The organism is Oceanospirillum beijerinckii DSM 7166 (genome assembly GCF_000422425.1).
GTDB classification, from domain to species: Bacteria; Pseudomonadota; Gammaproteobacteria; order Pseudomonadales; family Halomonadaceae; genus Oceanospirillum; species Oceanospirillum beijerinckii.
In genome coordinates this window covers 155,147-168,102 of record NZ_AULT01000005.1, presented here as the reverse complement: position 1 = coordinate 168,102, position 12,956 = coordinate 155,147, and the positions used below count along the sequence as shown (strand labels likewise).

The window sequence follows — 12,956 nt, the reverse complement described above, 5'->3', positions numbered from 1 at the left end:
AACAGCTAAGAGCCGGAGCCTTACAACACCAGAGTCTTGGTAAAGCTCATCTCGCGAATGGCGTATTTGATACCTTCACGGCCGACACCACTCTCTTTTACACCACCAAATGGAAAATGCTCGGTGCGGAAACCCGGGCCATCATTTGCGGCCAGTGTGCCCACATCCAGCTCTTCAAACAGACGACGAATTAGGGCCAGATTATTGGTGAAGATACCGCCCTGCAGGCCGTAAGCCGTGTTGTTGATAATCGGGATAATGCTATCTACATCATCAAACTTAAACAGCGGCATTACAGGGCCGAAGGCCTCTTCCACCATCAGTTCACACTCAGGATCAACGTTCTCCAGAATGGTTGGGTAAACAAAGGCACCTTCGTACTTGTTGCCCATAGCGACTGTCGCGCCACGCTCAATAGCGTCTTCGATAAAGTCCCGTACCTGATCGGCAGCACCCTGGTGAATCAGAGGGCCAATAAAGGTTTCATCTTTCGCTGGATCACCCACCACCAGCTCAGAGCTTTTCTCGACCAACAGATCACGGAAGGCATCGTATACTTTTTCATGTACAAACAAACGTTTAGCGGCAGTACAGCGCTGACCTGCGGTGGCGAAACGTTGATTAATTGCGGCTTTTACCGCACCTTCCAGATCGGCGTCATCCATGATGATCAAAGGATCATTACCACCCAGTTCCAGCAGCAATTTCTTATAACCGGCTGCGGCGGCAATAGCATTGGCCGCTGCAGTACCGCCGGTAAAGTTGATGGCATTCACATCCGAGTGACCGTTTAAACGATCCAGCTCTTTCATCTCAGGCATACAGAACTGCAGTACGTTTTCCGGCATACCGGCTTCATAGCACAGCTCAACCAGACGCTGAGCCGTGGCGGTATTTTGCGGACCCGGTTTAAACAGTACGCTATTACCCGCCGCATAGGCCGGTCCGATCTTGTGAATCGCGATATTGATCGGGAAGTTAAACGGCGTAATACAGAAGATGGTGCCCAGTGGACGCCAGCAGACAATACCGATCTTTTTACCCATAGCGGCATAAGCATCGGAGTCCAGTGCTTCACCGGTAATCTGACGGGCTTCTTCGCTACAGGCAATCGTCGCATTAACCGCGCGCATCATCTCAACACGGGAGTCAGAGATCGTCTTACCGGTTTCACGGGTGATCAGCTGAGCAAGCTCTTCTGAATTAGCTTTCAGCAACTCAGACAGTTTTAGCAGCACATTAGCGCGCTCAAAGGCTGCGCTATCACGTTGAGTCTTATGGCCGGATTTCAGCAGAGCCAGTTTCTGCTCCACCTGTTCCCACGAGGTGTACTCGTATTCGCCGATTGGCTCATTGTTGTAAGGGTTCACTAAGGAATAGGTTTGGCTCATGGCTAAGCTCCCATTTGAATCAGTTGATAAGTAATGCGACCGGCAGCACAAAACAGCGCGACCTTCATCAAGGTAAAAAACACTTGAGTATTGATATAACGCAGCACGATCACGCCCAGCTTGGCGCCCACGACAGCAGCCAGACTTAGCACAGCGATCAGCTCAGCGTTATCAAGAAAAGAGAAACCCAAAAACAGAAAGGCCGGAATCTTGGTCAGATGGGCAAACAACTGCATCAGCGATTTGTTGCTCACCACCTCTTCTTTGGTCAGGTCATCACGGATAAAAAACACCGCCAACAGAGGATCAATGGCCCCGGCAATAATGCCCAGGCTGCCCGTCGCGATACCGACCCAGAAAAAGTTCTTATCCTGGATTTTGAAGTGCGGCATCTTTTTGGGTTTAAACAGGGTGTAGAGAATCAGGCACACCAGCAGCAGCAGCGGGAAGAATTCCCCCACATACTGCACAATAAAAAAGGTGGTCAGCACCGCTCCGATAACAGCACCAAAACCAAAGGGAATACACATCCCCCAGCGGATGCTGGTACGTAGAAACCAGCTGCGAGCCGCATTGTTAAATACCTGCACCGTGCCATGAATCGCCACCAGCGGGCGCACCGGCATATAGACGCTCATGGCGGCAAACATCAGTACACCACCGGCCATACCCGTGATCGAGGTGATCATAGAGGCCAGCGCAATGGCCAGGGATAACCAAAGCAGACTTAAACCGGATAACTCAACCACTTCCATCTTTTCTATCTACCTGTTGCCCGTTGAAACTGTCTTTCTGGCAGAGTAAGAAAAATTGCATGGGTCCAATAGGACCAGTTGGCTAAGTTACGTTGTCCACTTGGCTTTATGGGGCTATTTCTGAGGATTACAGAAAAAGAGTAGGGAGTGATGTTTGCGGAAATAATGAATCAGGATAATGGGACAAGGACGGTAAGAGGATCAGGAAGCTCTGTACCTAACCGATCAGCCTAACCCAGAATGATATGAGGCAAAAAGCGCGAAGAGTCTTGGGTAATCAGGCTGGTAGCAGGTTCGGATGATAGGGAAACATCTGCCATAACATCAGCAACAGGGCTTTATTGGATAGTACCGTTTTCCAGATCGGCTCCAGAAAATCCACCTTACTCGGGCCAACCAGTTCCCAAAAATACTTGCTGCAACAAAGTAAATACCTTATGTGTAGTTTAACTCTTAAACTGTTGGTTAAAATAGTGCCACATATGATGAGCCCTGGCTATTTGCACACCAGTGCCTATAGCTTCAGTAGTGCCTATAGTTTCAGCATTGCCTATGAGCAAGCCGGTCTATGCTCACTTCAATAAAAAATAAACCACCAAAACTGGTGGTTAACACTAACGGAGAAGAATATGGCAACTGTTTCTGCACAGATTCAGGAAATCTACATTGGTTTACTTGGCCGTGCCGCAGATAAGGCAGGCCTGGACTATTGAGGCTCTGCGTGCCAATATTGTCAACGAGCAGGTAGAATACCAGCAAGGTCTGGGCTCTATGACTCGAGCTCGAACGGTTGCAGAGCTTTATAACCGTTTATTTGAGCGCGCAGCTGAAAGCGAGGGGCTGGAATATTGGGTAAATGGTGGCGGTGCAACCGTCAACGTAGACCTGTTGGTTGTTGCATTACCTAATGGAGCCTCGGCAACTGATCGTTTGGTTTTAGACAATAAAACCGCAGCCGCAGAGTACTATACTAACACCGTCGATGAGTATACAGCTGACAGCGCAAAGTCTGCCGTAGACAACGTAGATGAAACGGCCGAATCGCTTGAGGCTTCAAAAGCCGCCACTGATGCCTTGAGTATTAATGAGCCAACCGAACCAGAGCCAGAGCCAGAACCAGAACCAGAACCAGAACCAGAACCAGAACCAGAACCAGAACCAGAACCAGAACCAGAACCAGAACCAGATTTTGTCACCATAACGCCTGATGCAGATACGGCTACAGCTACGGCTACAGATACTGCTGATGCCATCACATTTGCCGATCTGACTACCGGCAACTTTAACGTGGATAATTTCAACACAACCGATGACAAACTGGTACTGACAGGCCTGACAGGTGCTGATGGATCAAACCTATCGGATTTAGTGGGTGATAGTATTTCAAGCGGTACTATCGGCGTTCAAGTCAATGAAATTACGGGCTCACTTTTTATTAACCTGGGGCTGGATGCTGATAACCAGGTGATTAGCATTCAACTGGCAGGCGTAACAGATGCCTCGCTGGTGAATGTTGATCTGGTTTAATTACTGCAATAAACAACGGGTGCAGGATACCTGCCTAACAAAGGCAGTATATCCGGCACCTGAGATCCGATGTTAACCACTCTTACTGATTATAACTGCCATCAGGCAAGACCGTAGGTAGCTTATATTGACTATCCGTTAACAGATTGTATAGCGCAGTATCTGTGCTTTGCATTAAAGCAGGAGTATTCAAACGCCACTCCTCCTGAATTTCAGACAAGCGCCCACTCTGAGCCCCCAAAACGGATGTCATACCCCAATAAAAATACTCCGTCGCCATACATGCATAATCACAACTTTCATCGTCGTAGCTATACCAGGCGCTACCAGGGTAGGAAGAAGGTATCGTGATAAACTGACCTCCACGAGCAATATCCATCGCATTAGCCAGGGAAGTACCAACACTTTCACCAAACACATTAGGGTACTCAGCAGAGTAGCCATTGTGAGTGATCAGGTGCCACACTTCCTCAAGAGCGGCATCAAACTGTCCTTGATGCCCATTGGTATGCCACTCAGGGATCGTTTCATCATTCCCTAAATCCTGCCCCTCCATCCCATCAGGAGGATTAAAACTCTCTATATCACTCTCTGTTTTCCACATAAAGAGATAGGACTTTGCTGCCAACATTCTGTCCAGTACCGGTTGATTATCAATGACTCCATTTTCATCATTGTCCAGATACTGAGCCATGATGTGAGCAGCGTGTACCAAACGGGACTCGTCGACACCAGAAGCAGCGTAGATAGGGATACCAAATACCTCAATCTTACGATTCATAGACTCAAAACCGATGTCACTATGAGTCACGACTGTAAAGTCAATCTCAGTATAGCCCCCACCCGCTCCCTCACCGCCATCAGTCACAGAAGACACCTCTGCAGAACCATCTGCATTAATTAACGATGAGCCGCCACTGACCGTTCCTGTAACAGGCACACTGGCCCCTAATGCATCTGAAACAAAGCTTTGATAGTTTTTACTGGAGCCCGCAGTACCATTCAGTGGATCGCCACCCAGCGTATAACTCATAGATCCAGCACCTAGAACGGTGACAATCGCACCATTATTTAACGTTAACTGGACAGTGTCAGATGCGACAATAGAGCTGGTAATACTTAAGCCACCAATCAATTGAAGACTATTACTACCCTGAGTATCTGAAATAGTAATCTGAGCATTGGTATCAATCAGGCTGGATGAAAGCACATAAATATCATTGCCTTCCCCTTTGCCTACAATACCTCTCTGTACAATAAAGGTATCGTCGGCAGCAATAGCGAATGGAGATATCGCACTTACTGCAAGACCCGCAGTCAACAGTGGAATTGATAAAAATCTAACAGCTAACTTACGAACCATAACGATCTCCAGGATAAGCACTCAGCAAAGCACTGAATATATCAATAAAAGGTCGGAAAATAATGAGCAGCTATTGCTCAAGTGAGTATAGACCTTAAATTACTCACCCGACCCAGTGTGCTCTTCACTAGGGCAGTTAAGCACAAGGCTACAAAGTCAGAAAAGAGAGCGATACCCCCCTGGCAACGAAGCAAGGCCTATTTATTATGTACCCAATACAGTAGCTCAGTGATTAAAAGAGCCAGGAAAGGCCCGTAACAGTCTGGAAAATTAAGATCGCATTCTCAAAAAGGCCAACAGCTATATTAAGCAGCTGTTAGCCATTTTTTGTCACTGGAAGGTTTAATTGGCAATGCACATTTTGGACAAAAGAGGTTCTTATTAAACGTCAGCTTGCGACAAGACAAATTCTTGCAGCGATGAGGTAAGCGTAGCAACATGGTTTCTCCTTTTTAATATTGGCCTCGCACGGTTCTCAGGTTCAACACAGATAAAGCATGTGCGGGTTTCACCTATCGGATTTACCGGGGGTTGTGATCCATTACTCTTTTCAGATAGAGCTATTTTTTGCAGTGAGCGATTATCAGAGGTGGATCAAAAAAGCTTGGCTGGTATCTAATATGTTTTTTTATACAGTGTTTTCAGCAAGTATTCTATCAGCTATCCGATGCAGCAGAAAGCACTTCGCAAAAAACCCCCATAGTTTTTAAACCGGAGTCCCATCTGAATAAGGGGGGGAGCGTTACAATATAAAAATACGACAATATTGATTTGGAGCCTTGGGGTTGATCCCACAGACATGCCATAATGTAGATTAAGAATCTGCTTAAATATTAGAGGTTTTATTCAGTTTATGGCTAAATCCAGAGGCAAAATAAAAGCGCGAGCTTTATTTGCACCATGGTGTCTGATGCTCTCAGAAACTGTGCTGGCAGAGCCGGCCCAGGTTTCAGCTTTTAACAACCCTCTGTTTTTATTTCTAACAGTCACACTGATGTTTGTAATGCTGGTCTTTGGCCATCGTCAGTTCAAGCGCCTGACCCAAAATAAGAAAGAAGCCAACCATATTGCCCAATCCTATCTGAAAATTATTAATCAGTATGTTATCACCTCTAAAACAGATCTGGAGGGTAATATTCTTGATGTCAGTGATGCCTTCTGCCAGATCTCAGGTTTTAGCAAAGAAGAGCTTGTTAACCATAGCCATGCAATGGTACGCCACCCAAACACACCCGATGAAACCTATCAGAGTCTGTGGCAATCGATCTCGGAAGGCCGGGATTGGCAAGGTGAGATGTGCAACCAGAGAAAAGATGGCACCAGCTATTGGGTGTATGCCTCAATCACAGCGAACTATGATATGTATGGTCGTAAAGTGGGTTATATCGCAGTACACCAGGATATTACCGATCATAAAATGGTAGTGGAGCTGTCTATTCGGGATGCGTTAACCGGCTTGTATAATCGTCGCCATTTTAACCACTATTTTGAGCAGCACCTTCAGGACTGTTATGAGAATAACAGGGCATTAAGCCTGATTATTTTTGATATTGATAACTTCAAGAAGTATAACGATACCTATGGTCACCAGAAAGGTGATGATGTGCTTAAGGAAACGGCTGCGGTACTGCAATATTGCACGGGTGATGAAACCGCTGCCTGCTTTCGTTTAGGTGGTGAAGAGTTTGCGATTATCATTCAGCAAGACGAGACGGGGGCCGAAGGGTTAGCTGAGCGTATTCGAGCAGAGATCGAAGATCTGGGCATTGAGCATATCAATAACGCAAATTATGGCGTTGTTACCACATCGGTTGGTTTTTATACCTATCATACTGATGAGTTCTCCCCTCCTGAGCCCGACGAGTTGTTCCGTGTGGCAGACCAGTCTCTGTATCGCGCAAAAGAGAGTGGTCGTAATCAGGTTTGCGGGGCTGATATGGCTCAAAGCAGTATCGAGTTATTCTAGTGCTTGAATGCCCCAGGCTCAGCTCCCATCTTCTGTAATATGGCAGGTTATCTATCCATATCCAGCCAATCTTTTGGCAGTCTATATCGAGCCATCACCTCCCTCTCATATTTCTAAGCCAATCACTCAGGGTGAGATGATCATCTCTGACTAAGTTACAATCACTGGACCTTGGATACCCTGTCAAAGACCGTCTCAAGCCTCTATTCATAGAGTTTTTTATGCTGCTGGGTTTGCAAGGTCAGCATTAATCTGAGATCCAGTTCCAATTGGAAATAGTCTGGCTCGATATGGCTGCATAGTTGATAAAACGCTTTGTTGTGTTGCCGTTCCTTCAGGTGAGCCAGTTCATGCACGACAATCATGCGCAGAAACTCTTCTGGACAATGCTTAAAGCAAGGATCGATACGGATCTCGTGGTTGGCTTTTAATTTTCCGCCATGGACGCGGGTAATATGAGCATTCAGCCCCAAGGCATGGTGTTCAACGCTGACCTTGCTATCAAAGCAGACTTTACGCAATGGCGAGGCTTTTTTCATATAACGCTGTTTAAGCTGTTGCGTGTAATCGTATAACTGAGCGTCGGTCTTAATCGAGTGCGCTTGGGGATAACGCTTCAGTAGATAATGATCCAGCTTACCTTCATTCAGCAGCCGTTGTGCCTGTTGTTGGATCGGCTCTGAGTAACCGGAAAGGTAGATAAGCTTTTGCACAATAGTCCTGCAGTATTTGCTCTGGGTCTGGTGATCGCAGGCATTGATAATAACGTGCTAGTACTTGGATTGGAAATCGTCACTGTCCTGGAAGAACGCTTCAGTTGAGGCGAGTCTTTATATTGAGCCTTTTACTGTTCAAGCGGTATGTACCCACTTACACAAAAGTGTTGCGATATTTTCTGACCGATAGCTGAAAAATAAAGCCATTTTCTAAAGAGAAGCTTTTGTGTAAGTGCTTATCTGAATGCCAGGTTTCAGGGCATTCTGATGATTGATGCATCTCAACACCCTTGCCTGCGATGACAAAAAAATGAGCTATCGCCCCCTATTATCTGCCACATTTGATCTAAACTAAAAAATGCATGTTATCTCGACAGGCTATGCCTGACACCTTGTTCACGGATGTTCATTGTAGTCTCATGAATTTCAAAGGATTTTACTCCTTATTCGATCAAGGGTTCCGATATGATGAAACGACTATCCGTGGGGAAAAAACTGACCCTGATGATGGTAGCCCCCATTGTTGGATTACTGGTTAGCTTCTTTATTGCTGATAGGCAGCTGGAGTTATTTAATGACGGTGTCAATACGATCTATAACGACAGAGTTGTGCCTTTAAATGATCTCTATTACATCAGTACGGATTATGCTGTATTAATTATTGATGCAGTTAATAAAACCAATGCGGGCATGATGTCTGCTGAAGACGCCCGTAAAGGGATTCAGCAAGCTCAAACACGCATTGAGCAAAACTGGAAAAAATATATGGCAACGGAGCTGACAGATGAAGAAACCCGCCTAGCCTCTGAGGCCGCCACGCTGTTCCGTCAGGCTGATCAATCCATTAATGAGCTCTTGTCTGTTCTGGCGGGCATGAAGGGCATGCAAGCGGGGGCGCTGGATCGTTTTGACGGCCCTTTATATCGCACCATTGACCCAATCAGTGACAAGATTGCCGAACTGTTACTGCTACAGCTGAGTGTTGCCGGTGAGGTGCGAAAAGAACTGGCAGGGTCTTATGAGACCGCCAAGATGATTCAAATAATAGAGATGATTGTTATTTTTCTTGCCGTGGCGCTACTGGGCTATCTGGTTGCGAAAGCCATTACAACACCTCTGGATAATATGTTTAAGACAATCAGGCATATTGAGAAGAAGCATGATCTGACTCAACGCCTTAAGGTTTCGGGTAATGATGAAATCGCAGCGATAGGTTCGGCTTTTAATAATATGCTGGAACAGTTTCAGAAACTGGTTACCCAAGTTGCCTCTGCAGTGAAGCACCTCTCTCAGGAAGCAGACAAAATGTCCTTGGCCAGTCAGCACACCAGTGAAGGTATGACACGCCAACAAGAGGAAACAGACCATGTGGCAACCGCCATGAATGAGATGGTTGCGACAATACAGGAAGTAGCCCGCCATGCGGCGGAAGCAGAAACGGCTGCACAGACCACACGCACTGAGTCCGAACAGGGTGAACAGATCCTGATGGAAAATAATCGCATTATTCAGGCATTGGCGGATGAGGTCAGCAATGCTGCAGAAGTGGTGAGTTCACTGGAGAAAGAGGCGCAGAATATCGCTTTGGTCACTGACGTCATTAAGGGTATTGCCGAGCAAACAAATCTATTGGCGCTGAATGCGGCCATCGAAGCCGCCCGGGCTGGTGAGCAGGGGCGCGGCTTTGCCGTTGTGGCTGATGAGGTCAGAAATTTAGCCCAGCAGACCCAGAACTCCACAGAAGAGATCGAAGAGGTGATTCAACGGGTACAACAGGGCAGTCAGGATGCGGTGAATGCCATGACCCGCAGTCGGGAACGGGCTCAACAGGGACTGGAGCAAAGCGCGCGAACCAGTGGTGCTTTGATTGAAGTGACACGCCATGTCACATCAATCAGTGATATGAACAGTCAGATCGCCGCGGCAGTCGAGCAACAGAGTGCCACGGCAGACGAGATGAATCAGAGTATTGTGAATATTGCGGACGTGGCACGGGAATCCAGCTCTGCTTGTCAGGAAACTGCGACTGTTAGTCAGGAGCTCTCTGGTCTGTCCACAGAGCTAGACAATATGATCTGTCGCTTTAAGGTTTAACCCAAACGGCTTGAGGCAGGACCGCCTTAAGTTTCCTGTTAAAGATCAACACTCAGTCACTTTCAACGACTGTTCTGCCAGCCATTCCGGTAGCTCTTCTGCCGGCATGGGTCTGGCGAAGTAGTAACCCTGGAAATTTTGGCATCCCATCAGACTGAGCTGTTCACACTGTTCTTTGCTTTCGACACCTTCAGCAATGACCGATAGCTGCATATGCTTACCAATGGCCAGCATAGACTCAACCAACGGCTGTTTTTCACCGGGTTTTACTTCATCAATAAAGGTTTTATCGATTTTCAGCTCATCCAGTGGCAGATCTTTCAGATAGGCCAGCGAGGAATAGCCAGTACCAAAATCATCCAGTGAGATTTTAAAGCCCTGTGCCCTGAGCTGTTCAAGCTTCAAACGGGTTTCTGCAATATCTGTCAGCAGTGCGGTTTCTGTGACCTCCAGAATAATCAGTGCGGGATCAATCTGACGCTGTTGAATCAGGCTCTTTACCTGATCAATAAAATCCTGTTGAGCAAACTGCCAGGCAGAGATATTGATCGAGATCTGCGGTGGATAATCCAACTGCTGCTGTTGCCACTGAGCGATCAGTTGGAAACTATGATCCATAACCCAGTGCCCCAGACGTAAGATCAAGCCGGTTTCTTCCGCCACTGGAATAAAGCGGAAGGGTGGAATCAGCCCCTGTTCAGGGTGCTGCCAGCGTAGCAGGACCTCAGCCCCGACAACACGTCCCTCTTTTGTTACCTGAGGCTGTAGATAAAGTTTCAGATAATCATTTTCCAGGGCTTCACGCAGCCCACGTTCAATCTCCAGGCGATCATTCACCCTTTGCTGCAGACGGGGTTCAAACAGAACATAATTATCCCGGCCTGAGCTTTTGGCCTGATACAGAGCAATATCGGCGTAACGTAACAGGTCAAGCTCTGTTTCCTGGTGCTCCGGGTCAGCCGGGAAAACCACGGCACCAATACTGCCGCCGATATTCAGGATGCGCTCGCCCACCTGCAAGGGCTGCATCAGCAGATGCAGTAAACGATCGGCCAGTAGCTTAATATCCAGCGGTGTCACGTCACCATCCTGCTGGTCGATGACAACAAACTCATCACCACCGACCCGGGCGATAAACAGTTCCGAAGCCAGTTGCTGACGCAGACGCTCGCCCATCTTGCGGATAATCTCATCGCCGACATCATGGCCCAGGGCATCATTGACGGTTTTAAAATGATCCAGGTCGATCAGGAACATGGCTGCCTGAGTGCCATTTTTCCGGCTTTGGGCCAGGACATCATGCAGATGTTCATGCATCTGAGCCCGGCTGGGCAATTGAGTCAGATAGTCCTCATAGGCCATCTGACGCATTTGGGCTTCCGCATTAAGGCGCTGCAGCTCTGCTCCGGCCCGTGCAGCAAAGATCTCCAGAATGCTGGTAGCCTGCTGTGTGTGTTCCAACGGTTTGGTATCCAGAATGACCATAACACCCAGAGGTGTACCGTCTGGTTCAAAGATAGGGGCACCAATATAACCCTCAATCCCCATCTCCTGCAGCAGGAAGTCCTTCGGATACAACTGTTGAACATCGCAGGCGTGAATGCAGATATCCTGACCAATAACATTATCGCAAGGGGTGTCTTTCAGCGCGTATGAGATATTTTCGACAATTTCATTGCTTGAACAGATTGATAAGGTGCGTATTGTCTTTTCACCAGGGTTGTCCTGATTTAGCAGGCCAATAAAAGCATACCGGGCTTTAAACAGCTGACTGATATGCAGCACCAGTTGATCGAAAAACTCCCGCCCACTGGATGAGGAGACTCCAGCGGCAATATTCTCGATGGCCTGTTTGGCATTTTCCTGCTCGGTGACATCACTATGACTGATCACCACTTCGCTGAGCTCTCCTCGCTCATCTTTTACCGGGTAGATATTGAACTGCAGCCAGGCATCTTTCTGTGCGGTGAGACCATGTTCTGTCTGGCCTTTTGTGAATTTCAGTGTCCGGGTTTTCTGCTCTTCATTGTGGACACTACGACAAAAGGCTTGATTTAACTGTTCTGGGGTTATCTTCAGCAGAGCCAGAAAGTCTGCCTCAGGCTGCTGTTTCAGTGCCTTTCCCCAGAAATCTATACAAGCTTGATTGCTGGTAATAATTTCTCCCTCCGGGGATAGAATAACTGTGGCTACAGGCGCTTGATGCAGCACCTGGGCCCATTTTCTATTGTAGGATTCAGCTTCTTTCTGTCGCAATACCGCATCTGCCAAGGCCTCTGTGCGTTCCTTCAGCAGATGATTTTGAACCTTAAAATCATAGGCCATACTGAGCGTCATCAATAAGATCAGCAGAGTGAAAATAAAACCTGCAATATACAAGCCTTCAATTTCCCCTGCGTCAATCAACGCGCCATAAACAGAGCCAGACAACTGAAGCAGCAGATAGATAACCAGCATTACCGCAGATAAAGTTCTGCGCTGTCGGTATAGGCAATAACTGCGATAGAACAGCCAGAGCATCAGCCCCTGACCAAGCAGGTGCAAGCTTTGTCCCAGAACATGCTGTTTACCATGAATAAGATGTATTGTCTCACCATAAGGCAGGGTATAACGGGTCAGGTGGCTGACCTGTTCGAAGCGAATTGAATAAGGACTGAACAGATTAACAAGAAAACCGAGAGTAGAAATAAACAGTATCAGCTGAAACCAGGGGGTGATTGTTTTCTGTTGGGTATAACAGGCAAAGAACAGAAACATGGCGGGATAAAACAGCAATATCGCGCCCGTTTGCCACTTCAATCCGATCAGAGCCGAGTCTAATTCAGCACTGTATAAGCTGTAGCTCTGTCCAAGCTGATAGACCCCTACGGCTAACGCCATAACGGAAAAAGACAGGTACAGTTTCGCTTTTTGGGTGAAAAAGCTGATGATACCAACTTGGACTGATGCTAAAAACATGACGCCTGCAGAGGCGATCATAAGAGACAGCATCAGTGGAAAGGCTGTCGTTGTCTGCTCCATATTACTCTTCTGATCCGACGCTTTGTGTCAGTTTAACTGAGTCACGATATGAAATAATGTTATTTCTTGTATGGATTTTGACATCAGAAGATGGGAGCTTATCCCGGTATCAACTTCGATAGC

9 protein-coding genes are annotated in these 12,956 nt (G+C 47.2%); 3 read left to right on the top strand and 6 right to left on the bottom strand.

Annotated features, from left to right (window positions below; translation table 11 throughout):
- Window positions 1-20 precede the first annotated feature (20 nt).
- From safD to H579_RS29575, 3 genes are all read right to left on the bottom strand, one after another.
- Window positions 21-1,391 (bottom strand): sulfoacetaldehyde dehydrogenase SafD, encoded by a 1,371-nt coding sequence (gene safD, locus H579_RS0100675; protein ID WP_028299057.1) that lies wholly within the window; start codon window positions 1,389-1,391, stop codon window positions 21-23.
- A gap of 2 nt (window positions 1,392-1,393) precedes the next feature.
- Window positions 1,394-2,146 carry a sulfite exporter TauE/SafE family protein gene (locus tag H579_RS0100670; protein ID WP_028299056.1) on the bottom strand — a complete coding sequence of 251 codons (753 nt, stop codon included), beginning with the start codon at window positions 2,144-2,146 and terminating at the stop codon, window positions 1,394-1,396.
- Window positions 2,147-2,423: 277 nt separating this feature from the next.
- Window positions 2,424-2,528, bottom strand: coding sequence for a glutathionylspermidine synthase family protein (locus H579_RS29575; protein WP_245583185.1), 105 nt, complete (start codon window positions 2,526-2,528; stop codon window positions 2,424-2,426).
- A 299-nt stretch (window positions 2,529-2,827) separates the two neighbouring features.
- Here H579_RS29575 and H579_RS29370 point away from each other — a divergent pair, with 299 nt between their 5' ends.
- Window positions 2,828-3,673: a hypothetical protein gene (locus H579_RS29370; protein ID WP_211224640.1), complete on the top strand. Its 846-nt coding sequence runs from the start codon at window positions 2,828-2,830 to the stop codon at window positions 3,671-3,673.
- A gap of 82 nt (window positions 3,674-3,755) precedes the next feature.
- On the opposite strand, the gene H579_RS23695 is transcribed toward H579_RS29370, so the two are convergent.
- The gene (locus tag H579_RS23695; protein WP_036564929.1) at window positions 3,756-5,036 is read right to left on the bottom strand and encodes a hypothetical protein; all 1,281 of its coding nucleotides are present in this window, start codon (window positions 5,034-5,036) and stop codon (window positions 3,756-3,758) included.
- Between the two features lie 910 nt (window positions 5,037-5,946).
- Between H579_RS23695 and H579_RS23690 the strand changes: the two genes are divergently transcribed.
- Window positions 5,947-7,002 (top strand): sensor domain-containing diguanylate cyclase, encoded by a 1,056-nt coding sequence (locus tag H579_RS23690; protein WP_169449681.1) that lies wholly within the window; start codon window positions 5,947-5,949, stop codon window positions 7,000-7,002.
- A gap of 203 nt (window positions 7,003-7,205) precedes the next feature.
- Here H579_RS23690 and H579_RS0100645 read toward each other — a convergent pair whose 3' ends face one another.
- Window positions 7,206-7,715, bottom strand: coding sequence for a M48 metallopeptidase family protein (locus tag H579_RS0100645; RefSeq protein WP_028299054.1), 510 nt, complete (start codon window positions 7,713-7,715; stop codon window positions 7,206-7,208).
- 468 nt (window positions 7,716-8,183) lie between these two features.
- Here H579_RS0100645 and H579_RS0100635 point away from each other — a divergent pair, with 468 nt between their 5' ends.
- The gene (locus H579_RS0100635) at window positions 8,184-9,812 is read left to right on the top strand and encodes a methyl-accepting chemotaxis protein (RefSeq protein WP_028299053.1); all 1,629 of its coding nucleotides are present in this window, start codon (window positions 8,184-8,186) and stop codon (window positions 9,810-9,812) included.
- Window positions 9,813-9,857: 45 nt separating this feature from the next.
- Here the strand turns inward: H579_RS0100635 and H579_RS0100630 are convergent, their stop codons facing one another.
- Window positions 9,858-12,833, bottom strand: a complete 2,976-nt coding sequence (locus H579_RS0100630; RefSeq protein ID WP_028299052.1) for an EAL domain-containing protein — start codon at window positions 12,831-12,833, stop codon at window positions 9,858-9,860.
- Between the last annotated feature and the right edge of the window lie 123 nt (window positions 12,834-12,956).